The sequence below is a fragment of the Mycobacterium barrassiae genome (assembly GCF_025822765.1).
In the GTDB taxonomy this organism is placed as follows: domain Bacteria; phylum Actinomycetota; class Actinomycetes; order Mycobacteriales; family Mycobacteriaceae; genus Mycobacterium; species Mycobacterium barrassiae.
The window spans coordinates 100,177-124,872 of sequence record NZ_JACKUK010000029.1; the positions used below are offsets into that span (position 1 = coordinate 100,177).

A 24,696-nucleotide genomic window follows, 5' to 3' on the forward strand; every position below is an offset into this window, starting at 1 on the left:
ATCGGCTCTGTGCCGCAGCTGAATACCGCCCGAGGACAGATCGCCACGACCGACCTTGGGGTCACGTTGATGCACGAGCACGTGTTCGTGCTGTCCCCCGAAATCCATGCCAACTACCCCGAGGTCTGGGGCGACGAAGCCCAGCGCCAGGCCGATGCGGTCACGCGGCTCAACGAACTCAAATCGCGCGGCGTCGACACCATCGTGGACCTCACCGTCATCGGGCTCGGTCGCTATATTCCGCGCATCGCGAAGATCGCGGCGCAGACCGACATCAACATCGTGGTGGCCACGGGCGTCTACACCTACAACGACGTGCCGATGTACTTCCACTTCAGCGGGCCCGAGACGCCGCTCGGCGAGCCGATGGTCGACATGTTCGTCAACGACATCGAAAAAGGCATCGCGGGTACCGACATCAAGGCGGCGATCCTCAAATGCGCCACCGACGAACCCGGGGTGACGCCGGGCGTCGAGCGGGTGTTGCGGGCGGTCGCACAGGCACACCGGCGCACTGGCGTGCCGATCTCGACACACACCCACGCAGCGACGCGCCGCGGTCTGGAGCAGCAGGCGATCTTCGCCGAGGAGGGCGTGGATCTGAGCAGGGTGGTCATCGGGCACTCCGGTGACACCACCGACCTCGGCTATCTGGAGGAGCTCATCAGCGCGGGGTCGTTCATCGGCATGGACCGGTTCGGCGTCGATGTCTTCCTCGGCTTCGAAGATCGGGTCAACACCGTCGCGCAGATGTGCGAGCGCGGCCACGCCGACAAGATGGTGCTCTCCCACGACGCGTCGTGTCTGATGGACTGGCTGCCCGAGGACATCGTGTCGGTGATGATGCCGAACTGGAACTACCTGCACATCCACAACGACGTCATCCCGGCCCTGAAGGCGCGCGGGGTCACCGACGAGCAGCTCACCACGATGCTCGTCGACAACCCCCGCAAGATCTTCGAGGCTCAGGGCGCCTACTGAGATGACCGACCCGGCACAGGTCCCACCCATCCCCACCCAGCTCTCCCGCCTCGCCGAAGCGGACCCCGACGCGCCGGCCGTCACATGCGAAGGCCGCACGCTCACGCGCAGCGAGCTCGACAAGTCGACCAACCGGCTCGCGCGGGCGTATGCCGAACTGGGGGTCGGGCAGGGCGATTACGTCGTCACGGTGCTGCCCAACTCCATTGAGTTCATCCAGGCCGTGTTGGCCATCTGGAAGGTGGGCGGGATTCCCCAGCCGCTCTCGGCGCGGATGCCCGATGCGGAGTTGACCGCGCTACTGGAGCTGCGGCCACCGAAGCTCATCGTCGGACGCGACGACCCCACCGGGGTATCGCCCAGCGTGGCAGCCGATTTCACGCCGGACACGGAATTGTCCGACGAGGCGCTTCCAGAGGTCGTGTCGCCCGTGTTCAAGGCAATGGCCTCCGGTGGCAGCACCGGGCGACCCAAACTCATCGAGGCCGGTATCGACAGCCGCTTCTCACCGTTGGCCGGCTACGCGATGGGTTCGATGGACGGTGACGTCAACCTGCTGTCGGTACCGCTCACCCACAACACGGGTTTCACCACGATGGCGATCGGGCTCGTGCAGGGTCATCACCTCGTGGTGATGCCGCGGTTCGACCCGCACGAGTTCCTGCGCCTGGTCACCGAATACCGGGTCACGTTCCTGACGACGGTTCCGACGGTGATGCAACGCCTGCTGCCGGCGTACCGGGCGGCGCCGGAGAACTACGACCTGTCCTCGATCCGGCGGTTGTGGCATGTGGCGGCGCACTGTCCGCCCGCGGTCAAGCGGGCGTGGATCGACATCCTCGGACCCGACGCGGTCTGGGAACTGTACGGCGGCACCGAATTACAGGCACTGACGTTCATCTCCGGCGAACAGTGGCTGACGCATCCGGGTTCGGTCGGCGTGGTGGTCGCAGGCGAGATGAAGGTGCTCGACGACGACGGCAACGAATGCCCGCCGGGCGTGAGCGGAGAGATCTACATGCGTCCACCACCGGGCAGCGGTCCAACGTACCGGTACGTCGGCGCTACCGCGAAACAGCGCGACGGCTGGGACTCGCTGGGCGATCTGGGGTACTTCGACGAGGACGGCTTCCTGTACCTCAACGATCGCCGCGTGGACATGTTCACCGTCGGCGGCCGCAACGTCTACCCCGCCGAGATCGAGTCGGCGCTGTCGGCGCACCCGAATGTGCTGTCCTGCTTGGTGGTTGGCGTGCCACACGAGGATCTCGGTCAGGTCCCGCACGCCATCGTGCAGGCAGACGGGCTCGACGAGGCCGCGGTGATCGAGTTTCTGACCGACCGTCTCGCCTCCTACAAGATCCCGCGCAGCGTGGAGTTCAGCGATACGCCGCTGCGCGACGATGCGGGGAAGGCGCGGAGGAGCGCGGTTCGCGACGAGGTCATCAAGCGGCGAGCGGCGCAGTCGGGCTAACGCGCGACCGCGGGTTCGGGCTCGTCGGTGACCGAGCTGTCCAACGGCTCAGGGTCGTGGCGCCTCTCCCAGCGTCGCAGGGCGTTTCGACAGGGTGACTCGATCAACGCGTAGCTGACCGCCGCTATCGCGAACCCGAACACCACGGTCAGCACCAGAACGACGGGCATGTGCCCGTTGAACGCGAACTCGCCGATCACCGGGAACACCATGGCCAGCGCCGCGAGGTGCCAGACGAACAATCCGTAGGACCATCGACCCAGCGTCACCATCGTCGCGCTGCCCAACAGGCGGTGCGGGGTGTCGGGCCGGTCCAGCACCAGCGGGGCGAGCAGCGCCCCGGCGACCACGGCCCCCATCGCGATCTTCACCGTGAACTGGCTGACCGTCCCCGGCGTCAGTCCCTCCGGTCCGGCCAACGGTGAGGCCGCGATCGCGAACGCCACGACCGCGATCCCCGCCATCAGCACCCGCCGCCGTGCCAACCGGTGCGGCCACCTCACCGGCATGACCGTCAACTCGGCGAGCAGCATCCCGGCGGCGAACCAGGAGAAGAACGCAGGCGGCCAGTTCAGGGGATTGACGCCGAAGGGGGCATCGAACGGAATGAGCGCCCACGCGAAGCTGACCAGCCCCACCGCCGCGATCACCGGTATCCGCGCGCGCACCGGCACCCGCCGCACCAGCAGCGCAAGAAACGGCAGCGCGAGATAGAACGCGACCTCGACCGACAGGCTCCACATCTGGGTGAGGCCGGCCGTCAGCGTCAGCGGCACATAGATCTGGGTCAGCGTCAGGTTGGCCAGCCACACGGTGAGGTCGGCTTTGGCCTCCGGCAGCAGCGACAGAATGACGATGACCGCGACCAGATAGCCGGGCATGATGCGCACGATCCGGGACCGCAGGTAGTGACCCGTCGGCGGGATGGGCCGCATACCGCGGGCCGCAGCGGCGTGACCGCGCCACAGCAGGAAGCCCGACAGCGCGAAGAACACGGCGACCGCGAGATCGAACCTGCCGAAGAAACGACCCGTGATCCCGCCGGTATGGCCGGTCTGAAAAGCCACGTGGGTGACGACGACGCCGACCGCCGCGCAGGCGCGCATTCCCTCGACGGCGGGCAGGAAGCCACGCGTTCCGCCGACGGCGCTTTCGGCGCTGTCCGTCGCGGCGCTGGATTCCGTCACGACATCAGTGTGCCGGGCGGAGCGAAAGGTGCTGAATACGGGTACTCGGGCGGCCATGGCCAGATGGGCTCGGAGTAAGCATCGACCCTTAACTTGTGCTGTTAGGGTCGAACGGGTTTGCGGGACCACCGCAGGTGAAGGAGGCACGGTTTGAACCGCGCAGTGGCGCTCCGCATTGCGGCTTGCGGAATCATGGGGCTGGGTGCTGGTTTGTTGATCGCGGCCCTGTTGCTGTCCACCTACACCCATTCCAAGATCGCGAAGATCCCGCTGAACCTTGATATGACGCTGGTCAGCGACGGCACCGGCACAGCGTTCGACCCCGGATCGCTCAACCGTGAGAAGTTCGTCGTCGACCGCGACGTGCCGCTGGTGCAGCAGGAGCAGATCTCGGTGGAGGCGCCGTCGAACGCCGATGTGGTGACCCTTCAGGTCGGCAGCACGCTGCGCCGCACCGACAAGCAGAAGGACGAGGGGCTGTTGCTCGCCTTGGTCGACACCGTCACGGTCAACCGCCAGACGGCCGAGGCGGTGTCCAGTGAGAGCAATCCCGGTGGTGCGGTCCAGAAGCCGCGCGCAATCGAGGACGACCAGCCGCCCACCAACATTGCGCTGCCGCACGACGGCCTGACCTACCGCTTCCCGTTCGACACCGAGAAGCGGACCTATCCCGTCTTCGATCCGATCGCGCAGAAGGCGTTCGACGCCAACTACGACGGCGAGGACGACGTCAACGGCCTGACCACCTACCGATTCAGCCAGAACGTCGGCTATGACTCCGACGGCAAGCTGGTCGAGCCGGTGAAGTACTCGTCACTGTTCGACGACGACGCCGACAGCGAGGTCAGTGCGACCGCGGCGATGTGGGGTGTTCCCGGCGAGCCCGAAGAGCGCATCACGATGGCGCGCTACTACGCCGCGCAGCGCACGTTCTGGGTGGATCCGGTCTCCGGCACCATCGTCAAGCGGGAAGAACACGGCTATCACTACTACGCGCGGGAGCCGCTGAAGCCCGAGGTGACCTTCGTCGACTTCAAGGTCGCCTTCAACGAGGAGACGGTCGAAACCCAGGTCGCCAGCGCCAGAGATGAACGCGATCGCGTGGGTCTGTGGGGCCGCATCCTGCCGATCTCCTTCACCGCCCTCGGTCTGGTGTCCCTTGTCGGCGGCGCGCTGCTGGGGTCGTTCGCCCTACGCGCGGAGTCCGCGCTCATCGATCCGGGACTCGACGAGGCCGACCACAGCTTCTTCGACACCCAGGGGATGAAGGTGCCGGGAGCCGAAGCCAAGACCGAGAAGCTGCCCGCGCAGAAACCGACCGATCTGCCCCCGGACAGACCGGTCTGATCGCGCGGTTCACAGCGCCCGCCTATGCGCTGGTGCTGTCCCTGGTCGTGACGGCGCCGCTGTTCGCGCCGGGCTATCTGCTGCTGCGCGACGCGGTGTCCACGCCGCGCTCCTATCTCTCGGATGCGGCGTTGGGCCTTTCGGAGGCGGCACCGCGCGCACTGCCTCAGGACTTCGCGGTGGCGGTCGCGTCGACGGTGCTCGACGGCGGCGTGGTGGTCAAACTGCTGTTGGCCCTGGGGTTGTGGCTCGCCGGCTGGGGTGCGGCACGTCTGGTCGCTGCGGTGCTGCCGGACTCAGGTGTGGCCGGACAGTGTGTGGCCGTGACGCTCGCCATCTGGAATCCCTATGTCGCAGAGCGTCTTCTGCAGGGGCATTGGAGTCTGCTGGTCGGCTACGGATGCCTGCCGTGGGTCGCCGCCGCAATGCTGCGGCTGCGCGAGTCGCGACCAGGCTGGGCTGAGGTGGGCGCGCTGGTGTTCTGGATCGCCCTTGCGGGGCTGACGCCGACAGGGCTGATGCTGGCGGCCACCGTCGCGGCGGCCGCGGTGTTCGCGCCGGGTGCGGGATGGCAGCGGTGGCGGTGCGCGGCCGTGGCGCTCGGCGCTGCACTGACCGCGGCGCTGCCGTGGCTGACGGCTGCGGCTGTCGCGCAATCGTTGGCCCCGTCGCAGGCCGACGGCGTCGCGGCGTTCGCGGCGCGGGCCGAGCCGGGTCTCGGCACCCTCGGGACCCTTGCCAGCCTCGGCGGAATATGGAACGGCGACGCTGTACCTGCTTCTCGCACCACGCTTTTCGCCGTCATATCGGCGCTCGTCTTGCTCACGATTGTGGTGGTGGGTCTGCCCGTGGCAATCCGCCGTCCCGGGGCCGTGCCGCTGTTGTGCCTGGCCGCCCTCGCGGTCGTTGTTCCCGCGGCGATGGCGACCGGCCCGGGCTTGGCTGCCGTGGAGGCGACGGTTCGGGCGCTGCCGGGACTCGGCGTGTTACGCGATGCGCAGAAGTGGGTGGCGCTGGCGGTGCCCGGTTATGCGCTGGCGGGTGCGGCCGCGGTTGTCGTTCTGCGGCAGAAACTTCCGGCGGCCGCCACAGCCTTGATCTGCTGCGCGGCGCTTATCGCCACGTTGCCCGATCTCGCTTGGGGTGTGGGCGGCAGAGTGACCGCAGTGACCTACCCGCAGGGGTGGGCGGCGGTGGCGGCGATGATCAACGCCGATCCACGACCGGTCGCTGTGCTTCCCGTCGACAGCATGCGGCGCTTCGAATGGGCGGGTGATGCGCCGGCGCTCGACCCGTTGCCGCGCTGGGTGCGGGCCGACGTGCTGTCCACGGGTGATCTGACGGTCGGCGGCCGAACGGTGCCCGGTGAGGGTGAACGCGCGCGCGAGGTTCAGCAGATGTTGTTGAGCGGCGCCGATCGCCAACTGTTGGCCGACGCGGGGGTGGGCTGGGTCGTCGTCGAATCCGGCGCTGCCGCTGACACTTTGGCGTTGCCCGTCGCTTATCACGACGATGATCTGACGCTCTACACGGTGGGCGGCGATCTTCCACCCGCACCCGGTCGCGGCATCGTGCTGGCCGCTCACTTCGCGTGGCTGGCGCTGCTCGCGGCGGGGTTGGTCGCGCTTATCTCTCGCCCGAGGTGGGCTAGACGACGCCGCTGACCGGCGTGCCCTGGTGCACGGCCTCCAGCACGGTGCGCATCGCGTCGGTGCTTTGCCGCCACGAGAATTCGCCGCTGCGAACTGCGGCCTTGGCGCCGAGTTGGTCGCGCAACACGGGATCGGTGAGCAGGCTCGCGAGCCCGTCGACCAGGCCGTCGTGATCGTCGACCAGGAGGCCGGTCACCCCGTCGACGATCGAATCGGTCAACCCACCCGACGACCGGTAGCCGATGGTGGGCACGCCGTGCTGGCCGGCCTCGATCACGGCCAACGCCCAACCTTCTTTGCGCGACGGCAGTACGTGGACCCAGGACCGCTGCAGGACATTGTGTTTGGTGTCGTCGTCGACGTGTCCGTGGAAGGTCACCGCGTCGGTGATGCCGAGCAGCTCGGCGTGCTCGACCAGGCGTTGCTTCCACCAACCACCGCCGAGGATATCGAGGTGCAGGTCCGGAATTCGCGTGCGGAGTCGGGCGACCGCCTCCAGTGCATCCTCGATCTGCTTGTGCGGCACCAGACGGGACAGCACCACGACTGTTGGAGTCGCCGACCGCGGTGTGCTCAGGGTGGCAGCGGGCGCTTCGTCAAGGCCGTTGCGCACCACGGCGATTCGTCCAGGATTCACTCCGAGGGTGGCGAGATCCCGCGCCGATGGCAGCGACACCGTGACGTACTGATTGCGACGGTGCAGCCACGGCGACAGCCGCGACTCGACGAACCATCCGAATCGGCCCATCAGCGGACCGGCCACGGGCCACTGCTCACGGTGGCAGTGGTGGACGAGCACGGCGACGCGGCGACCGTAGGCCAGCCGCGCCAGGAACGGGATGCCGTTCTGCGAGTCGATCACCACGTCGGGGCGGACCTTGCGCAGCGGGCCGAGTCCGATGCGGGCGAGCACCATCGCCAGCCCCGCCCAGATGTAGATCGAGTAGTGGCCGCCGCCGCGGCTCACCTTCACCCCGTCGACGATCTCGCGCCGCGGTGCGTCCGGATAGCGCGCGGTGCGCAGGGTGACCTCGACGCCCGATGCGGCCAGCTGCGCGCCGATGCGCTGCAGATAGGTTTCGCTGCCGCCGCCCTGAGGGTGGCCGGTGTCGCGCCAGCACAACAGCAGCACTGAGCGAACACCTTGGTCGGACATCCCGTTCACCCTAGCCGCTGGCTAATGTTCCGCTGTGCCCGATGCACTTCGCGCGAGCGGCTCATCGCTGCCCGCCACCGACCTCTTCGCCCGCCGGGCGACGCTGTCGCGGTCACTGCGGCTGCTCGGGGAGTTCCGCTTCGAGCAGCCCGATCCGGCCCGGTTCTACGGTGCGCTCGCCGACGACACCGCGGCGTTGGTCACCGACCTGTGGCGCGCGGAGCATCGGGGCACGCCGGCCGGGCGCACTCTGCTCGACGTCGGCGGCGGACCGGGTTACTTCGCCGCGGCGTTCACCCGCGCCGGATTCACCTACATCGGGGTCGAACCGGATCCCGCCGAGATGCACGCCGGACCTGCGGTGAACGACGGCACCGCCACCTACGTGCGAGCATCGGGCACCGCGTTGCCCTTCGCCGACGACAGCGTCGACGTCTGCCTGTCCTCCAACGTCGCTGAGCATGTGGCAGAGCCGTGGCGGCTGGGCAACGAGATGCTGCGGGTCACCAAACCCGGCGGCCTGGTGATCCTGTCGTACACGGTGTGGCTGGGTCCGTTCGGTGGGCATGAGACAGGGCTGTGGCACTACCTCGGCGGGCAACGGGCCGCCAGGCGATACACCCGGAAGCACGGCCATCCGCCGAAGAACAACTACGGATCGTCACTGTTCGCGCGCTCGGCTGCCGACGGGTTGCAATGGGCCGCCGCCACCGGCGCGCTGGTCGCCGCTTTCCCTCGCTACCACCCACGATGGGCCTGGTGGATGATCCGGGTGCCGGTGCTCCGTGAGTTCGCCGTCAGCAACGTGGTGCTGGTGCTGAGGCCGGAGACTGCAACAGGTTCTACTTTCGCAGGTTCGTAGGTAGTGTGACGGTCATGACGCAGACCGTGGCTTTCAAGACCGAATGGGACAAGCTGTTCATCGGCGGCAAGTGGGTTGAGCCCGCCTCGTCGGAGGTCATCGAGGTGCACTCCCCCGCCACCGGCGAGCTGGTGGGCAAGGTGCCGCTGGCCGTGGAGGCCGACGTCAACGCCGCATGCGCCGCCGCGCGCAAGGCCTTCGACGAGGGCCCGTGGCCACATATGAAGCCGCAGGAGCGCGCGGCGATCCTCGCCGCCGCCATCAAGGGCATGGAGGACCGCGCGGACGAGCTGAAGTATCTGCTCGCCGCCGAGACCGGCCAGCCGCAGACGATCGTCGACATGATGCAATACGGCGCCGCGATCTCGGCGTTCCAGTTCTACGCCGGGGCCGCCGACAAGTTCCACTGGCGCGAGATCCGCGACGGCGTCTACGGCCAGACCCTCGTGGTGCGTGAGCCCATCGGCGTCGTCGGCGCCGTCACCGCCTGGAACGTCCCGTTCTTCCTGGCGGCCAACAAGCTGGGCCCGGCCTTCCTCGCCGGTTGCACCGTGGTCCTCAAACCCGCTGCGGAGACTCCCCTTTCGGTGTTCGCGATGGCGGAGATCTTCGCCGAGGCGGGCCTTCCCGAGGGCGTGCTGTCGATCGTGCCGGGTGGCCCCGACACCGGCCGCGCGTTGACCGCCAACCCCGAGTTGGACAAGTTCACCTTCACCGGCAGCTCCGCGGTCGGTAAGGAGATCGCCAAGATCGCCGCAGAGAAGCTGAAGCCGTGCACCCTCGAATTGGGCGGCAAATCCGCGGCGATCATCCTCGAGGATGCCGACCTGGATTCCACCCTTCCGATGCTCGGGTTCTCGGGCGTGATGAACAGTGGTCAGGCGTGCGTCGCGCAGACCCGCATCCTGGCGCCGCGCTCGCGCTACGACGAGGTCGTCGAGAAGGTCGCCAACTTCATCTCCGCCATGCCGGTCGGCCTGCCCGATGACCCCAATGCCGCGATCGGCCCGCTGATCTCCGAGAAGCAGCGCGAGCGCGTCGAGGGTTACATCAAGAAGGGCGTCGAGGAAGGCGCGCGGATCGTCACCGGCGGCGGACGCCCCGAGGGTCTGGACAGCGGCTGGTTCGTCGAGCCGACGGTGTTCGCCGACGTGGACAACTCGATGACCATCGCGCAGGAGGAGATCTTCGGGCCGGTGCTCGCGGTGATCCCCTACGACACCGAAGAGGACGCCATCCGCATCGCCAACGACTCCGTCTACGGTCTGGCGGGCAGCGTGTGGACGACCGACAACAAGAAGGCGGTCGAGATCGCGGGCAAGATCCGCACCGGCACCTACGCGGTCAACATGTACGCGTTCGATCCCTGCGCGCCGTTCGGCGGCTACAAGAACTCGGGCATCGGCCGCGAGAACGGCACCGAGGGCATCGAGGCGTACGTCGAGCCCAAGAGCGTCCTCCTGCCGTTCGGCTACACACCCGAGGACTGACCACCGAAACTATGCACTAGACCATAATTTCTCGTGCGGGTGGTGACCGCTCAGTGGGACGTCCTAAGCGGTGCCGCGCAGATTCACCTGCGGTTTTGCGAGTATCTGCTGTGATGCGGAATACACTTGTCGTTTCCGAGTGTTATCTCTTCTATGATTCCCGTCATAGCCAGAGGGGTGCGACATGTGGGTCGTTGAGGTCAACTTCGCTGGCCGTCGATTCGTCCACGAAGTGCACGCCCGGCGGCCGTTCTTCCGCTTGAGTCCGCGCGTCTTCGGCTGGCGACACTCGCAGCTCCAGCAGACCCGCGCCGCCTGATCCGCACCGTTGGAGGTTGTTCTGTCCACCGCCACGACCAAACCCACGAAGCGCGGATCGACCCGCACTGCCATGTTGGTCAGCGCTGCCGAGGTCTTGCGCGAGCGCGGCGCAGCTGGCGTCACGATCGACGAAGTGCTGGCGCGCAGTGGTGCGCCCCGGGGTTCGGTGTACCACCACTTCCCCGAGGGCAGGAACCAGATTCTCGCCGAGGCACTGGAATACGCCGGTGAGGAAATCACCGATGTCATCGACGACGCCGCCCTCAACGGCGGGATGTATCTGGTCAGGAAGTTCGTCGTCTACTGGGAAGAACAGCTTGTCGAGAGCAATTTCGCCGCAGGCTGCCCGGTCGTGTCCGCCGCCATCGGGTCCGCAGACGACGAACCGCAGCTGACCTCGGTCGCGGGCAACATCTTCAGCCACTGGCGCGACGCGCTCACCCGGGCATTCGTCTCCGATGGCTTCGCCGACGCCGACGCTGCATCGTTGGCCGTCATGTGCATCGCCTCGCTGGAAGGGGCAGTCGTGCTGTGCCGCTCGACACGTAGCGTCGATCCGCTGCGCGATGTCGCCGCGCAGCTCGAATTCCTCATCAAGTCAAGGGAATTCGTGCAGCGCTACGGTATGCCGACCACTGGTGGGGCCGGCTGAGCCTTGCGCCAACGCGAGCACACGAAGTCGCCGTTAACTCCGGCGTCCGCCAACACCCATTCCGAGCGGATCGGCAGCACTCTCGATCCGCCGCCCAATGAGCACGGCGTATAGCTGACGATCATCTCGTCGATGAGGCCCGCCTCGACGAATTGCGCAGCGACGTCGCCGCCGCCGACCACCCACACATCCCGGCCTGCCGCGTCGGTCGTCAGCCTGGGATGCAACTCGCGGACGTCACCGTCGAAGGTCTGCACGGGGTGTCCTTCGACGATGATGTGGGGACGGCGGGTCATCACCCACGACGGCTGCTCATAGGGCCACGCACCGGGCTGGTTGCGCACGATCCACTCGTAGGTCGCCGATCCCATCACCAGTGCCCCAACGGATTTGATGAATTCGTCGTAGCCGAACGGGCCGTCCGGGTCGATCGCGCGCGAGATCAGCCAGTCCAGGCTGCCGGCCTCGTCGACGATGTAGCCGTCCAGGCTGGACGCGGTGTAGTAGACGGTCGTCATGCCTTACCTTTCGCGGGCTTTCGTCATCCATTCGAGCGGATCGCCATGGCGGGTGGTCCCGGCGTGATCCCTGGCTCACGCTGTCCGAGTATGGTCGGCGACCTCTGGGAGGGACAAGACAATTCCTGCTGCGGTGGGGGTCACTAGTGTCATGGCCAGTGACTGACTTCGATGCGCTGTGTGCCAATGACCCGGAGCTGGCCGAGATTCGGTCGGCAATCCGGGAGTTTCTCGCCGCCGATCGCGCGGAGTTCGGCTGGGAGCCCGCCGTCGACTCGTGGCTGGCCAGGTGGGACGCCGAATTCTCCGCCCGGCTGGGCGATGCAGGCTTTGTCGGCCTGACGATTCCCACCGAATACGGCGGACGCGGGTTGAGCCATCTGCACCGCTACGTGGTGACCGAGGAGCTGCTGGCGCACGGTGCGCCGGTCGCCGCGCACTGGTTCTCCGACCGCCAGTTCGCTCCGTCGTTGTTGTCGTACGGGAGCGAGGAGCAGCGCCGGGAATTCCTGCCGGTCATCGCCGCGGGCCGGCTGCACGCCGCGATCGGGATGAGCGAGCACGGCGCGGGATCCGACCTGGCCGCGGTCAAGACGCGCGCCACGCGGGCCGACGGCGGCTGGACGCTCAGCGGCACCAAGGTGTGGACCAGCGGTGCACACCTCGCGCAGCGGATCGTCGTCCTGGCCCGCACCAGCCCGCTCGACCCTGAACACCGCCATGCCGGGTTCAGCCAGTTCTTCATTCCACTGGACTCCCCCGGTATCACCATCGACCCCATCGTGCAGATGGGCGGCGAGCATCACTTCAACGAGGTGACGTTCGACGAGGTCTTCGTCTCCGATTCCGACGTGCTCGGCAACGTCGGGGACGGCTGGCGGCAGGTCACTTCCGAGCTCGGCTTCGAGCGCAGCGGGCCCGAACGCATCCTGTCGACGGTCACCTTGATCCTCGACGCGATCCGCGCCCTTCCGGCCGATGTCGACGACGGCACCGCCGCCGCGGTCGGTGAGCTCGTCGCCAGGATGATCTCGCTGCGACAGCTGTCGATCTCGGTGGCCCGCGCGCTCGCGGCCGGCGAGGACGCGGCAACGCGGGCCGCGCTGGTGAAGGATCTCGGGACGCGGTTCGAGCAGGACTCCGTCGAGTTGGTCGCCGATCTGCTGGACCGCCTTGACCGTCGCACGCCTGAAGCCCGGCGGCTGGCCGAGCTGTTGGCCACCGCCCGACTGCACTCGCCGCTGTTCACCCTGCGGGGCGGGACCAACGAGGTGTTGCGCGGCGTCGTGGCGCGGGGGATGGGGGTTCGGTGAACGAACTGGAGGAACTCGTCGCCGATCTGGGTCAGCGCTCATTCGAGGCCAGACTCGGGCGGCCGCCGTTTCCCGACGCGTTCGACGAGCAGCTGTGGGGCAATCTCGAGGAGACCGGGCTGAGCCGGTTGATCTCCACCCAGGACGCCGGAGTTGCCGAGGCGGCCGTCGTGTTGCGCGGGTTGGCCCGGCATGCCGCGGCGGTGCCCATCGCCGAAACCGACCTGCTGGCAGCATGGCTCGCGGAAAAGGCAGGGGTGCCGGTGCCCGACAGCGGCCCACTGACCGTGGCGCTCGCCGACGCCGAATTGCGCGACGGCACCCTCAGCGGAACCGCATACGATGTGCCGTGGCCAGCCTCGGCGGCCATCGTGCTGGCCGCGAAAACCGCTGAGGCCCTTCATGTCGGGTTGCTGACCGGCGAGCCGACCGCGCTCTCGCAGAACCTCGCGGGCGAGCCTCGCGGCACATTCGAGTTCCAGCTCACGGACACCGCTGTGCTGGACCTGCAGGTGGCTGAAGAACTGACCCGGCGCGGCGCGTGGGCGCGGTGCGTTCAGGTCATCGGCGCTTTGGACGCCGCCCGTGACCTCACCGCGACGCACACCAGCGAGCGCGTTCAGTTCGGCCGGCCCCTGGCGAAATTCCAGGCGGTGCAACACTCGCTCGCCACGATGGCCGGCGAGATCGAACGTGCCCGGGCCGCGACCGAGCTCGCCATCGCCGCCGCTGCCGACTACGGGTTCGACAACGCGGCAACCGATTACGCGGTGACGGTGGCGAAGGTGGCCGCGGGCCGCGCCGTGGGCTCGGTGACCACGATCGCGCACCAGTTACACGGGGCGATCGGGGTGACCGTCGAGCACCGACTGTGGCTGTTCACCATGCGGGCGCGTGGTTGGATCGACGACTTCGGCACCACCGTTGAGTACGCGCGACGGCTGGGCCGGATCGCGCTCGCCGCCGACGATCCGTGGCAGGTCGTCATCAGCTGTCCAGAACCTCGCTGACGCGCGCCTCGAGATCGGCACCGTCGCCGAAGTCGGCCAGGTCGATACCGAACCGCTCGGTCAAGGCGTCGAGCACGTCGGCGGCCGTCGCGAACCGGATTCGCTCGGTGTCCCCGGCGCTGTGGATCGCCAGGTTGCGGCCGCGCAGGTTCCACCGGGCGTCGTCGGTGATCAGCGAAACGGACAAACCGGTGACGAAGCCCGACTTCGGATGCGTTGAGACGTACCAGCTTCCGACCTCACGGTCGATGGGCGGCACCGGTCGCGCGGTGAAGATGTACAGCGACTGCCACTGATCGCGAATCTGCGCCTGAAGGACGTAGGTGTCGCCGTGTTCGACCACCCGGTAGGGCTCGTGCCGCGTGGGTTGCACCGTGTCCACTTCCAGCCGGATGGGCGACGTCAGCGTTTGTCCCCCGAACCCGACGTCGACCAGCCACGGCGGACCGTCGGCACCGGGCACCGTCACCGACAACGCCTCGTGCGTCTGCGCAGGCAGTTCATCAGAGGTGTGCATCCACACCACGCGGCCGCCGAGACGCTCGACGCCGAAACCCAACTCCGCCAACGCGTATCCCAGTAGGCCGTTCTGCTCGTAGCAGTAGCCGCCACGCCGCCGGTGCACGAGTTTGTCAGCGAGCGCGGCGGAACCCAGGTCTGCGACGGGGATGCCCATCAGCGGATCGAGGTTCTCGAACGGGATCGCACCGTTGTGCGCCGCGACGATTGCATGCAACGTCTCGAGAGTGGCCGTCGTCGGGCCGGTATAGCCGATGCGCGCGAAGTACGCCGCCACGTCTGTCATGTGGACATCTTGCGACCTCAGCCGAGGTTGAGGTCAACCAGGGGCGAGGCTCAGGTGCCCGTCCACTTCGGCGGACGCTTCTCGGCGAACGCGATCGCGCCTTCCTTGGCGTCGTTCGACATGAAGACGGGGCCGAAGATCTCGACCTGCTTCTTCCACATCTCCTGGGAGTTCCAGTCACCCGACTCGACGATGATCCGCTTGGTCGCCGCCACCGCGAGCGGACCATTGGCGGTGATCTTCTCCGCGAAGGCGATCGCCGCTTCCAGCGCCTGGCCGGGCTCGGCGAGGACGTTGACCATTCCGAGCTCGTGGGCGCGCTGAGCGGACAAGCTCTCACCGGTCAGGGCCAGTTCCATCGCGAGGCCATACGGGATGCGCAGCGGCAGCCGCAGCAGGCCGCCGCCGCCGGCCACCAAACCGCGTTTGACCTCGGGGATGCCGAACGCGGACTCCTTCGACGCCACGATCAGATCGGTGGCCAGCGCCAGCTCACAGCCTCCCGCGAGGCAGTAGCCCTCCACGGCCGCAATCAAGGGTTTGGCCGGCGGCTTCTCGGTGAAGCCGAGGCCGCGTCCGCCGATGGCCACGTTCTCGCCGCGCGCGAACGCCTTGAGATCCATACCTGCGCTGAACGAGCCGCCGGCACCGGTGACGATGCCCACCGACAGTCCGGCGTCGCCGTCGAGACGGTCCATGGCCTCGGCGAGCCCTTGGCTCACCTCCGCGTTGACGGCGTTCTTGGCCTGCGGCCGGTTGATGGTGATGATCAGGATCCGGTCGCGCTGTTCGACCAGTACTGCCTGTTCGCTGTTGTCAGTCACGGGGCTGATCGTAACGGCCGCCGATTTCGGCCGGTCCGGTGCCGTCAGCGCTTCTTGCCGTTGCCGGGGCCACGCCCGTTGCCGTTGCCGTTGCCGTTGTTGCCGTTGCCCGGTTTCTTCTTGGGCGGTGGCGGCGGCGCTTCGACCACCGGCGTGGGCGTAGGTGATGGTGGCGGCGAACTGATCGGAGGTGGTGGGGGCACGGCGGTGCTGCTGCTGACCGGCTGCGGTGTCTGCGTGGACGACGACGGATCCAGCGCCAATGCGAACGCGACGACGAGCAACCCGACGAATGCTGCCGCCGCGAGAAGCAATTTCCGTCGCCGGGTCATCGGCTTTCGCTGTGGTCCCGCGACGAAGTAGTTGGCCGACGGAGCCGGATAGCCGCCCACCGGAGGCAGCGGCTGTGCGAGCACCTTGGTCGACGGCCGCGGCGGTGCCGGAGCGCCCGCGAGGGCGGCCTGCATCTCGAGCGCACTGCGGAAGCGTGTCCCGTTGCGGGCCATCGCGCGGTTGACCACCGCCGCCAGGCCAGGGTCCACGTCGGGGCGCACCGCTTCGATCGGCGGCGGCGGATCATCCAAGATGGCGCGGACCAGCGACGCGGGATTCTCCTGCGGGAACGGGCGCCGCCCGCTCAGCGCTTCGTGGGCCATCACTCCCACGGCGTAGAGGTCGTCGGCAACCGATGCGGGAGCACCGGCCACGCGTTCGGGGCTCATGTACGCCATGGTTCCGACGATCTGGCCGGTCGCGGTGTGGGCGGATCCGGCGGTCTTGGCGATACCGAAGTCGGCCACCTTCATCGCGACGCCGTTCTGGGCCAACAGAACATTGCCGGGTTTGATGTCGCGGTGCACCACTCCCGCCGCATGAGCGGTGGCGAGCGCTCCCAGGACGTCGGCGAGCATCGCCCGCACCCGGTGCTGCGCCATCGGCCCCATCGCGATCTCGTCGCCGAGCGTGCGGCCCGGCAGCCGCTCCATCACGATGAACGGCGCACCGTGGTGCTCACCGCAGTCGTGCACCGCCACGATGTTGGGGTGGCTGAGCGAGGCCGCGGCCCTGGCCTCGTCCTCAAACCGGCGCCGGGTGTCCGCGTCGGTACTGATGGACGGATAGAGCAGCTTGATCGCCACAGCCCTGTTGAGCCGCGTGTCCCAGCCGTCGTGGACCTCGGCCATCCCGCCGGTACCCAGCAGCCCCCGCAACTCGTATCGGCCCGCAAGTGGTTCGCGGCCGCTCATGGCCGATAACGTAGCCCGGCAGACCCTCGGTCAAACTTCGCACGGCCAGGCCTGGGGCGCACTCTGGGCCGGAAGGTAAACTAGAACACGTTTCACTTTTACGCTAGGGGACAGTCCGTGACCGATACCGAATCGTCGGAGCTCACCAAGTGGGATCCGGGCCTGACCCGACGCGTCATGGGAGTGATGCGGCCCTTTCTGAAGCGGTACTTCCGCTCGGAGGTGCGGGGGCTGGAGAACCTGCCACCAGGCGGGGCCTTGCTGGTCTGCAACCACTCGGGCGGCATGTTGCCGATGGACGTCCCGATCCTGGCGGCCGACTTCTACGAACACCACGGCTACGACCGCCCGCTGTACACGCTGAGCCACGACATGCTGTCGGTCGGCCCGACGGGCGACTTCTTCAAGAAGATCGGCTACATCAGCGCCAATCACGCCAACGCCGACGAGGCCCTGCGCTCCGGCGGTCTTGTCGTGGTGTTCCCCGGCGGTGACTACGACGTGTACCGCCCGACGTTCGCCGAGAACGTCATCGACTTCGGCGGGCGCACCGGCTACGTGAAGGCCGCGCTGAACGCCGGGGTGCCGATCGTTCCTGCGGTCGGGATCGGCGGCCAGGAGACGCAGATCTTCCTCAGCCGCGGGACCTGGCTGGCCGAGCGCCTCGGGCCGATCGCCCGCCTGGCCCGCACCAAGATCATGCCGGTCTCGTTCGGCTTCCCGTTCGGGCTGTCGCTGGTGGTCCCGCCCAACATCCCGCTACCGTCCAAGATCGTCATGAAGGTGCTGCCGCCGATCGACCTCGCGGCCGAGTTCGGCGAGGACCCCGATATCGACGAGATCGACTCGCACGTGCGACGGGTGATGCAGCGGGCACTGGATGAGCTGGCCGAAGAACGCCGCCTGCCGGTGCTGGGCTGATCCGGGTTAGGTTTTGAATGGCACGCGCTTCGGTTATCAAGGTCTTCATGAGTAAGCGTCGTCGCTTCCCGTTGCTGCGCGCGGTCGCAGAACTCGTCAACGCCGCCAACGGTGTGCGGCCCATCGGCCGCGAGGGTTACATCACGATTCCGGTGTTCGCATTCGGCTGGCCGACGTCCGAGATGTCGCCGGTGTACATGGGCGCCTCGATGCTCGACGCGCTGCGGCGCGGACTGCGTGGCGACTTCCGCGGGGTTCGGGGTCGAATCGCCTTGGTGCTGACCATGATTGCGTGGGCGCTGCTGTGGTTGATCCATCGCCGAAACGTGTCGTCGCAACCGTATTTCGAGACACCGCTGCAGGAAGCGCTCGGCGCGGACTACGAACAGGTCGCCAACCAGTCACCGGCGCGGCGGCGGCGCCCGCAGATCGGCGTGTGGCCCACCGACCTGGTCCGTCGGCGATACGTCGAAAAGGCGGGCACCGTGCAGTACGGCCCGCACGGTCGGGCGAACCGGGCCGACATCTGGCGTCGCGCCGACCTGCCGCGCGACGGGAAAGCGCCCGTGCTGTTGCAGGTGCCCGGCGGCGCGTGGGCCATCGGCATGCGGCGCCCACAGTCCTACGCGATGCTCAGCCATATGGCCGAGCGCGGCTGGGTGTGTTTGTCGATCGACTATCGCGTGAGCCCGAAGAACACGTGGCCCGACCACATCGTCGACGTCAAGCGCGCGCTGGCCTGGATCAAGGAGAACATCGCCGACTACGGCGGTGACCCCGACTTCGTGGCCATCACCGGCGGTTCGGCGGGTGGCCATCTGTCATCGCTGGCCGCGCTGACGCCCAACGACCCGGTGTGGCAGCCCGGCTTCGAGGACGCCGACACCTCGGTCGCTGCGGCGGTGCCGATCTACGGCCGCTACGACTGGTTCACCGTGACGGGCTCCGGCCGCAAGGAGTTCATCGCCTTCCTGCAGAAGTTCGTGGTCAAGAAGCCGTTCACGGCGAACCGTCAGACCTACCTCGACGCCTCCTCGATCAAACGGTTACGCCCTGATGCGCCACCGTTTTTCATCCTGCACGGTCAGGACGACTCCATCATCCCGGTCGGTGAAGGCCGTGAGTTCGCCGAGGCGCTTCGCGAGGTGTCGACGTCCACCGTCGCCTATGCGGAGATCCCGCACGCACAGCACGCGTTCGACTTCTACTACGGCTCACCGCGCGCGCACTACACGGCGCAGGCGGTCCAGGAGTTCCTGTCCTGGGTGCACGCCAAGCACACGGCGGCCAAGGAACGACGAGCAGTCGCAAACTGACGCAACACGCCGAGACACCTGAGCACTTTGCGTCTGCTCGCGGGAAGAACGCGCTAGGGCGCCATCGCTGATTCGATGACCGTCAGTTTTTCGGAAAGCCCTGCAGCACGACGGATTTCGACGAATGCGTCGACCATCGCGTCGGTGAGCTCATGCGGATCCTGCAGCGTGGCCCCGTCGGACAGCACGGAGACGTTGAGCTGGTCGACGTAGCTCCACACCGTGATGTTCAGCCCGCTGCCCGTGGTGAGCGGACCGACCGAGTAGATCTCGGTGACCAGCGCGCCGCCGACGCGGCCGGGCTGCCGCGGTCCGGGCACATTCGAGATGGGGATGTTGAGCACCTTGTTCTGGCCGTCCTTGTCGGCCAGCCAGTGGAACAGGCGCTCGGCGGGTCGGGGCGGCAAATAGGCCGACCACCTGCTGACGAGCTCCGGGCCCATCAGTTGATGGGTTTCCTTGGCGTTCACCGCGGCGTCGTGGACCGCCTGTACCCGCTCGAGCGGATCCTCGAGTTCGATCGGCACCACCATCATCACGCCGCTGAAGCGGTTGCCGGAGATGCGATCCTCGGAGAAGTCGAAACTCACTGGCACAGAAGCCAATAGCGGGTGGTCCGCCTTGCCGTCGTACTTGAGCGACAGCTGCCGCAGCGCGCCCGCCGAGATCGCGAGCACCATGTCGTTGATCGTCACGTTCAGATGCTTGGCGGTTTCTTTCACATCGGCCAGGGCGAGGGTGGTGGTCGCGAACTTGCGTTGCGCGTCGACGCGGTGATTCATGAACGACGGCGGCGGGGTGAACGGACGGGTCAGCTCGGGCGACAGCTTGCGCGAGCTCTGCCGCACCCGTCGCAGTCCCTTCGCGGTGTAGGCCATGACGCCGGGCAGCCGCCCGATCTGCCGCATGTGGTCGGCGAACGCCGTGCGCAGCAGTTCGCCCTTGGTCGGCGGCGGTTCGCAGGCATAGGAGTCACGATCGGTCTGCGGCGCCTGCTGTAGGTCCATGCCGCGGGCCAGCAGGTTGGCCGACGCGACACCGTCGGCGAGGGCGTGGTGAATCTTGCCAAGCACCGCGATCCGGCCGTTGGCCAATCCCTCGATGAAGTACATCTCCCATAACGGCCGGCTCCGGTCCAGTGGGGTGCTGGCGATGCGGCCGACGGCTTCGTCGAGTTCGCGGCGGCCGCCTGGGCTGTCCACGCGGTATGGGCGGACGTGGTACTCGAGGTCGACCTCGCAGTTCTCTTGCCACATCGGGTGGTGGAACTTGAACGGGATGTCGATGAGCTGATAGCAGAACGGCTCGAGCTTGTAGAGCCGGCTGTGGATGACCTTCCGGAAGTCGTCGATACCGAAGGGGCGGCCCTTCAGCTCGGAGAGATCGATCACCGCAAGCTTGAGGGTGTGCATGTGCACGGTCGGCGTCTCGCTGTACAGCAGGACAGCGTCCCACCCGCTGAGCCTCTTCATAGAGCTACCCCCTGCCCGGAGGAGTCTATATAACCTTCTTCGCCCCGATCAGCGTGCGGCTTCGGTGAATTTGGTTGAGGAACAACCCGATTGCGGTCGACGCCGATCCCGTGCGGGCGCCGTCGATCATGTCGAATGCGTGTCCCGCGCCGGGCAGTTCCACATAACCCACCACCGAGTGCGACACCGCTCGCAACCGCTCGACGAAGCTGCGGGCCTGGGCGACGGGGATGACGCTGTCGCCGGTGCCGTGGACGACGAGGAACGGCGGCGCGTCGGCATGGACGCGCGCGATCGGCGACGCCTTGCGGTAGATGTCGGGGTGCTTGGCGATCTTGCGCTTGACCACCACCCGCTCGAGGAAGTCGACGAATCGGGCGCGCTCGGCGGTCGAACGATCCTCCCAGTCGTACCTGCCGTAGATGCCCACGACCGCGTCCACCGAGGTGTCCGAGCCCTCCGGCAGTTCGCACTGCATCTCGGGGTCGTTGGCGGTCAGGCCGGCGAGTGCCGCAAGGTGGCCGCCCGCCGAGGTGCCGGCGATCGTCACGAAGTTGCGGTCGCCACCGAACTTGTCGACGTTCGCTCGCGCCCAGGCGATCGCCGTCTTGACGTCGGTGATGTGCGACGGCCACGTGTGGTGCGGCGCCACGCGGTAGTCGATCGACAGGCACACCCAGCCGAGTTCGGCCAGGTGCGACATCAGCGCGTAGCCCTGCAGCAGGCGGCTGCCGTGTACCCAGGCGCCGCCGGGCACGAAGATCAGCACGGGTGCGGGTTCGGTGGGCAGATCTTCACGGCGCCAGACGTCGAGCAACTGGGACGGGCGGGGGCCGTACTGCACGGAGGTGCGGTGGACGCTGCGCCGGTGCTCGCGCAACTTCCACAGCGGCGGTGCGCTTTCCGGTGCCGGCCACTCGATGTCGAGATCCTTGGCGTTGACGATTCCCCGCAGCGCGGCCTGCGAGACGGCGTTGGTGCTGTCGCGTTCGGAACGCCTTAGCTCGGCGTTGCCCGGGCTAAGCCACGACTTCGCGGTCGCGCCCACAAAGTCGGGGAGGTGCCGGTATCCCCAGACGCTCATCGCGGTGGCCGCGCCAAGGGGCTCAAGGTGTTTGCCGATGACAGGAAGGGACGCCGACGCGACGCTCATCGCCAGCATGTAGTCCGCGGGTCCGGCGTTCAGCAACCACCGAGCGCGTGTCCACATCGTCGGGCCTGGATACCGGGTTTCCGGTCGTGGCGACATTGCGCGACTGTACCCCGCTGTACAGATTCCAAACGACAACATTCGCTAGATGTCTACTGATCACATCCACACGAAGTTTTGTGAGCCGGATCACGTATACCCTGAGCTGCGCCGACGGGATAGCGTGACGTTATTGGCGTCGAATGTAAACCGATCTGTGAATGAGGACTTCCACCGTGAGTAAGTCAGCACTAGCCATCACCGAAGAGCACACAGACCTTGCCGATGCGGCGTTCGGCCAGCTCAACCGGCTGAAGAGCCGCGCCGCCGCCCGCGCGAGCCTCGACGGCGGATCCTCGAATCCAGCCGAGCTCTGGTCGGCCGCAGCGGATCAGGGGTGGACCGGCCTGGCCATCGCCGAGGAGCACGGCGGGTCGGGCTTCGGGCTGTCTGAATTGGCGATCGTGGTGGAGGCTCAGGGCCACGAGTTGTGTCCCGGCCCGTTCCTGCCGAGCGTCGCCGCGGCCGTGGTCATCGATCGCTGCGCATCGGATTCCCTTCGCGCCCAACTGCTTCCGGGGCTGGCCGACGGCACAACCGTCGGCGCGCTTGCGCTTTCGGGCAGCGTGACGGTCGGCTCCGACCTGGTGGTGACCGGCGAGAGCCCCGCCGTGCTGGGGGCGCCGGACGCGGACGTCCTGGTCGTCATCGCCGGCGACGACGTGGTGGTGGTCGACAGCGGCGCCGACGGCGTCACTGTGACGGCGCTGGAGTCGCTGGACCCGACCAGAAGCATCGGGTCTGTGTCGTTGCGCGACGTGAGGGTCGCCGAGGACCGGGTCCTGCGCGGTGCGGCCCGCAGGGCGCGCACCGTGTTCCGGATCCTGGCGTCGGCCGAAGCCGTCGGCGTCAGCTGGGCGACGCTGGAGATGGCCGTCGACTACGCCAAGGTGCGCGAACAGTTCGGCCGCACCATCGGCACCTTCCAGGCGGTCAAGCATCATGCCGCGAACATGCTCGTCAACGCGGAGGAGACGACCGCGGCCACCTGGGACGCGGCGCGCGCCGACGACCTGGACACCGCGTGGTTCGCCGCCGCCGTGGCCGCATCACACGCCATCCGGACCCAGATCTTCAACGCGCAGAACAATATTCAGCTGCACGGCGGGATCGGCTTCACGTGGGAGCACGACGCGCACCTGTACCTGCGCCGCGCCCGCACCCTCGCCGCGCTGATGGCCGAGGCCGGCGATCCGCTGCCCGAGATCGTCGAAGGCCAGCGCAGCGGTCAGGCGCACGGCGCCTCGTTCACCCTGCCCGAGGAAGCGGAGAAGTACCGCGAACAGGCGCGTGAGGCCGTCGCGACGCTGCGCGGGCTACCCGCCGACAAGCAGCGCGACTTCCTCGTCGACTCCGGCTATCTGGTGCCGCACTGGCCGAAGCCATGGGGCCGCGCCGCCGACGTACTCGAACAGTTGGTCATCGAGGAAGAGTTCAGCGGCGTCGATCGACCGGACTTGGGCATCACCGGCTGGGTTACGCTGACGATCTCCCAGGCCGGTACCGACGACCAGCGTGAGCGCTGGGTGGAACCGGTGCTGCGCGGCCAGGTGATGTGGTGCCAGTTGTTCTCCGAGCCCAACGCCGGTTCGGACGCCGCCGCGGTGCGGACGTCGGCGAAGAAGGTCGACGGCGGCTGGCGCGTCACCGGGCAGAAGGTGTGGACCAGCCTTGCGCACGAGTGCCAGTGGGGGCTGGCGACCGTGCGCACCGATCCCGACGCCCCCAAGCACGCCGGTGTGACGATGATGGCCATCGACATGAAAGCCCCTGGCGTGACGGTGAATCCGCTCAAAGGGCTGACCGGCCACGCGCACTTCAACGAGGTCTTCTTCGACGACGTCTTCGTTCCCGACGAGGATGTGGTCGGCGACGTCAACAAGGGCTGGCTGGTGGCGCGGGCGACACTCGGCAACGAGCGCGTCTCCATCGGTGGCGGATCGGGCGGCGCCAGCGCGTTCACCGCCGACGATCTGATCAAGCTGCTCGACAACGCCCCCGCCGAGACCGCGGCGTACTACGTGCGTCGCGCGGGTGAGGTCATCGCCGAGTCGCATACGCTGCGGCTGCTGAACCTGCGGCGGGTGACGCGGGCGATCGCCGGATCCGAACCCGGCCCCGAGGGCAACGTCACCAAGCTGCTGCTGGCCGAAGCCGGCCAGCGGATGACCGAGCTGGGGCTGGAACTGGCCGGTTCGGCGGCCGTCGTCGGGCAGACCCCGATGCTGACGCTGGCCTACCTCGGCAACCGGGCCATGACCATCGCCGGAGGCACCTCGGAGATCACCCGCAACACGATCGCCGAGCGGATCCTCGGCCTGCCGCGCGATCCTTTGCTGAAGTAGAGCCGAAGCATAGGGAAACACCCGATTCCTCCACCCATGCCTCGCGCGCACACTATGGGACATGGTCGAGAAATGGGCCCTGGTGGCGGGCTTCGCGGCGGCGCTCGTGGCAGCGCCCGCAACGGCATCAGCCAGCCCTGACCCTGCAGACGCGACCGCGGTGCCGATGGTGCCACTCAACGGGCCGTACATCATGACCACGGCCCTGGACCGGCAGACTTTCAACGGCGCCCCCTCGCCCGCCATTCCGTTTGCCAGCGAGGTGTCCTTCACCACGACATGCGCGGCCGGCGGCTGCGTCGCACATTCCAGCCTTTCGGCCCACGGGGTCCCCTTCGACTTCCGCTGGACCGGGAGCAGGTGGGAGTCCGTCCAACCGCTGCAGTGGACGTGCGGTGGCGATCCCGCCCCGGCAACCATGACGATCACACTGGTGCCGAAAGTCAACGGGACATTGGCGGGTAAACGCAGCACGGTCGTCGGCACGCCGGGTTGCGGCAGTCCTCGCGTCCCCGGCACGGTCGTCGCACCATTGTCCGTCGTCCCGGCGTGAC

The 24,696-nt window shown here is 67.6% G+C and carries 22 protein-coding genes; 14 read left to right on the forward strand and 8 right to left on the reverse strand.

Features of this window, described 5'->3' with window-relative positions; all coding sequences use genetic code 11:
• The first annotated feature begins 9 nt into the window (after positions 1-9).
• Together H7J93_RS20140 and H7J93_RS20145 are read left to right on the forward strand one after the other, a co-directional pair.
• The gene (locus tag H7J93_RS20140) at positions 10-981 is read left to right on the forward strand and encodes a phosphotriesterase family protein (RefSeq protein ID WP_267308078.1); all 972 of its coding nucleotides are present in this window, start codon (positions 10-12) and stop codon (positions 979-981) included.
• Between the two features lies 1 nt (position 982).
• Positions 983-2,455: an AMP-binding protein gene (locus tag H7J93_RS20145; RefSeq protein WP_267308079.1), complete on the forward strand. Its 1,473-nt coding sequence runs from the start codon at positions 983-985 to the stop codon at positions 2,453-2,455.
• Here H7J93_RS20145 and H7J93_RS20150 read toward each other — a convergent pair.
• Positions 2,452-3,699, reverse strand: coding sequence for an acyltransferase family protein (locus H7J93_RS20150; protein ID WP_372507967.1), 1,248 nt, complete (start codon positions 3,697-3,699; stop codon positions 2,452-2,454). The genes H7J93_RS20145 and H7J93_RS20150 overlap by 4 nt on opposite strands.
• Positions 3,700-3,792: 93 nt before the next feature.
• On the opposite strand from H7J93_RS20150, the gene pgfA reads away from it, so the two are divergent.
• Positions 3,793-4,989, forward strand: a complete 1,197-nt coding sequence (gene pgfA / locus H7J93_RS20155; RefSeq protein ID WP_267308080.1) for a cell envelope lipid trafficking protein PgfA — start codon at positions 3,793-3,795, stop codon at positions 4,987-4,989.
• A 32-nt stretch (positions 4,990-5,021) separates the two neighbouring features.
• Entirely contained in the window at positions 5,022-6,653 is a 1,632-nt protein-coding gene (locus H7J93_RS20160) for an MmpA family trehalose lipid delivery protein (RefSeq protein WP_267308081.1), read from the forward strand.
• On the opposite strand, the gene H7J93_RS20165 is transcribed toward H7J93_RS20160, so the two are convergent.
• On the reverse strand, positions 6,637-7,797 hold the full coding sequence (locus tag H7J93_RS20165) for a glycosyltransferase family 4 protein (protein WP_267308082.1): 1,161 nt from the start codon (positions 7,795-7,797) through the stop codon (positions 6,637-6,639). The two genes, H7J93_RS20160 and H7J93_RS20165, sit on opposite strands and share 17 nt — an antisense overlap.
• Before the next feature lie 67 nt (positions 7,798-7,864).
• Between H7J93_RS20165 and H7J93_RS20170 the strand changes: the two genes are divergently transcribed.
• From H7J93_RS20170 to H7J93_RS20185, 4 genes are all read left to right on the forward strand, one after another.
• Positions 7,865-8,659: a class I SAM-dependent methyltransferase gene (locus H7J93_RS20170; protein ID WP_267308337.1), complete on the forward strand. Its 795-nt coding sequence runs from the start codon at positions 7,865-7,867 to the stop codon at positions 8,657-8,659.
• Between the two features lie 14 nt (positions 8,660-8,673).
• Complete coding sequence (locus H7J93_RS20175) at positions 8,674-10,149, forward strand: aldehyde dehydrogenase (RefSeq protein WP_267308083.1); 1,476 nt, start codon at positions 8,674-8,676, stop codon at positions 10,147-10,149.
• 184 nt (positions 10,150-10,333) lie between these two features.
• Positions 10,334-10,468 carry a hypothetical protein gene (locus tag H7J93_RS20180; protein WP_267308084.1) on the forward strand — a complete coding sequence of 45 codons (135 nt, stop codon included), beginning with the start codon at positions 10,334-10,336 and terminating at the stop codon, positions 10,466-10,468.
• A gap of 72 nt (positions 10,469-10,540) precedes the next feature.
• Positions 10,541-11,122, forward strand: a complete 582-nt coding sequence (locus tag H7J93_RS20185) for a TetR/AcrR family transcriptional regulator (protein WP_267308085.1) — start codon at positions 10,541-10,543, stop codon at positions 11,120-11,122.
• Here H7J93_RS20185 and H7J93_RS20190 read toward each other — a convergent pair.
• Positions 11,089-11,640 carry a dihydrofolate reductase family protein gene (locus H7J93_RS20190; RefSeq protein ID WP_267308086.1) on the reverse strand — a complete coding sequence of 184 codons (552 nt, stop codon included), beginning with the start codon at positions 11,638-11,640 and terminating at the stop codon, positions 11,089-11,091. The genes H7J93_RS20185 and H7J93_RS20190 overlap by 34 nt on opposite strands.
• 158 nt (positions 11,641-11,798) lie before the next feature.
• Here H7J93_RS20190 and H7J93_RS20195 point away from each other — a divergent pair, with 158 nt between their 5' ends.
• Positions 11,799-12,953 (forward strand): acyl-CoA dehydrogenase family protein, encoded by a 1,155-nt coding sequence (locus tag H7J93_RS20195; RefSeq protein WP_267308087.1) that lies wholly within the window; start codon positions 11,799-11,801, stop codon positions 12,951-12,953.
• The gene (locus tag H7J93_RS20200; protein ID WP_267308088.1) at positions 12,950-13,963 is read left to right on the forward strand and encodes an acyl-CoA dehydrogenase family protein; all 1,014 of its coding nucleotides are present in this window, start codon (positions 12,950-12,952) and stop codon (positions 13,961-13,963) included. The genes H7J93_RS20195 and H7J93_RS20200 overlap by 4 nt, the downstream gene beginning before the upstream one ends.
• Here the strand turns inward: H7J93_RS20200 and H7J93_RS20205 are convergent.
• From H7J93_RS20205 to H7J93_RS20215, 3 genes are read right to left on the reverse strand one after another with little or no spacing between them, the layout of a single operon-like run.
• On the reverse strand, positions 13,941-14,768 hold the full coding sequence (locus tag H7J93_RS20205) for an arylamine N-acetyltransferase family protein (RefSeq protein WP_267308089.1): 828 nt from the start codon (positions 14,766-14,768) through the stop codon (positions 13,941-13,943). The two genes, H7J93_RS20200 and H7J93_RS20205, sit on opposite strands and share 23 nt — an antisense overlap.
• Positions 14,769-14,818: 50 nt before the next feature.
• A complete protein-coding gene (locus H7J93_RS20210; protein ID WP_267308338.1) occupies positions 14,819-15,601 on the reverse strand; it encodes a crotonase/enoyl-CoA hydratase family protein in 783 nt (260 codons plus the stop codon).
• A gap of 35 nt (positions 15,602-15,636) precedes the next feature.
• Positions 15,637-16,839, reverse strand: a complete 1,203-nt coding sequence (locus H7J93_RS20215; protein ID WP_267308090.1) for a serine/threonine-protein kinase — start codon at positions 16,837-16,839, stop codon at positions 15,637-15,639.
• Positions 16,840-17,016: 177 nt separating this feature from the next.
• Between H7J93_RS20215 and H7J93_RS20220 the strand changes: the two genes are divergently transcribed.
• Positions 17,017-17,760 (forward strand): lysophospholipid acyltransferase family protein, encoded by a 744-nt coding sequence (locus H7J93_RS20220; RefSeq protein ID WP_276022223.1) that lies wholly within the window; start codon positions 17,017-17,019, stop codon positions 17,758-17,760.
• Positions 17,761-17,807: 47 nt separating this feature from the next.
• Positions 17,808-19,076 carry an alpha/beta hydrolase gene (locus tag H7J93_RS20225; RefSeq protein ID WP_267308092.1) on the forward strand — a complete coding sequence of 423 codons (1,269 nt, stop codon included), beginning with the start codon at positions 17,808-17,810 and terminating at the stop codon, positions 19,074-19,076.
• 53 nt (positions 19,077-19,129) lie between these two features.
• Here the strand turns inward: H7J93_RS20225 and H7J93_RS20230 are convergent, their stop codons facing one another.
• Positions 19,130-20,548 (reverse strand): WS/DGAT/MGAT family O-acyltransferase, encoded by a 1,419-nt coding sequence (locus tag H7J93_RS20230; protein WP_267308093.1) that lies wholly within the window; start codon positions 20,546-20,548, stop codon positions 19,130-19,132.
• Positions 20,549-20,573: 25 nt separating this feature from the next.
• Positions 20,574-21,797 (reverse strand): alpha/beta hydrolase, encoded by a 1,224-nt coding sequence (locus H7J93_RS20235; RefSeq protein ID WP_267308094.1) that lies wholly within the window; start codon positions 21,795-21,797, stop codon positions 20,574-20,576.
• A gap of 176 nt (positions 21,798-21,973) precedes the next feature.
• Between H7J93_RS20235 and H7J93_RS20240 the strand changes: the two genes are divergently transcribed.
• Complete coding sequence (locus H7J93_RS20240) at positions 21,974-24,142, forward strand: acyl-CoA dehydrogenase family protein (RefSeq protein WP_267308095.1); 2,169 nt, start codon at positions 21,974-21,976, stop codon at positions 24,140-24,142.
• A gap of 61 nt (positions 24,143-24,203) precedes the next feature.
• Entirely contained in the window at positions 24,204-24,695 is a 492-nt protein-coding gene (locus H7J93_RS20245) for an Rv2253/PknI dimerization domain-containing protein (protein ID WP_267308096.1), read from the forward strand.
• Position 24,696 lies beyond the last annotated feature (1 nt).

Coding starts and splice junctions, on each gene's coding strand:
- H7J93_RS20145 (WP_267308079.1), top strand. CDS start 983: ATGACCGACCCGGCACAGGTCCCACCCATCCCCACCCAGCTCTCCCGC.
- H7J93_RS20150 (WP_372507967.1), bottom strand. CDS start 3,699: ATGGCCGCCCGAGTACCCGTATTCAGCACCTTTCGCTCCGCCCGGCAC.
- H7J93_RS20165 (WP_267308082.1), bottom strand. CDS start 7,797: ATGTCCGACCAAGGTGTTCGCTCAGTGCTGCTGTTGTGCTGGCGCGAC.
- H7J93_RS20175 (WP_267308083.1), top strand. CDS start 8,674: ATGACGCAGACCGTGGCTTTCAAGACCGAATGGGACAAGCTGTTCATC.
- H7J93_RS20180 (WP_267308084.1), top strand. CDS start 10,334: ATGTGGGTCGTTGAGGTCAACTTCGCTGGCCGTCGATTCGTCCACGAA.
- H7J93_RS20185 (WP_267308085.1), top strand. CDS start 10,541: ATGTTGGTCAGCGCTGCCGAGGTCTTGCGCGAGCGCGGCGCAGCTGGC.
- H7J93_RS20190 (WP_267308086.1), bottom strand. CDS start 11,640: ATGACGACCGTCTACTACACCGCGTCCAGCCTGGACGGCTACATCGTC.
- H7J93_RS20205 (WP_267308089.1), bottom strand. CDS start 14,768: ATGACAGACGTGGCGGCGTACTTCGCGCGCATCGGCTATACCGGCCCG.
- H7J93_RS20215 (WP_267308090.1), bottom strand. CDS start 16,839: ATGAGCGGCCGCGAACCACTTGCGGGCCGATACGAGTTGCGGGGGCTG.
- H7J93_RS20220 (WP_276022223.1), top strand. CDS start 17,017: ATGGGAGTGATGCGGCCCTTTCTGAAGCGGTACTTCCGCTCGGAGGTG.
- H7J93_RS20225 (WP_267308092.1), top strand. CDS start 17,808: ATGAGTAAGCGTCGTCGCTTCCCGTTGCTGCGCGCGGTCGCAGAACTC.
- H7J93_RS20230 (WP_267308093.1), bottom strand. CDS start 20,548: ATGAAGAGGCTCAGCGGGTGGGACGCTGTCCTGCTGTACAGCGAGACG.
- H7J93_RS20235 (WP_267308094.1), bottom strand. CDS start 21,797: ATGTCGCCACGACCGGAAACCCGGTATCCAGGCCCGACGATGTGGACA.
- H7J93_RS20245 (WP_267308096.1), top strand. CDS start 24,204: ATGGTCGAGAAATGGGCCCTGGTGGCGGGCTTCGCGGCGGCGCTCGTG.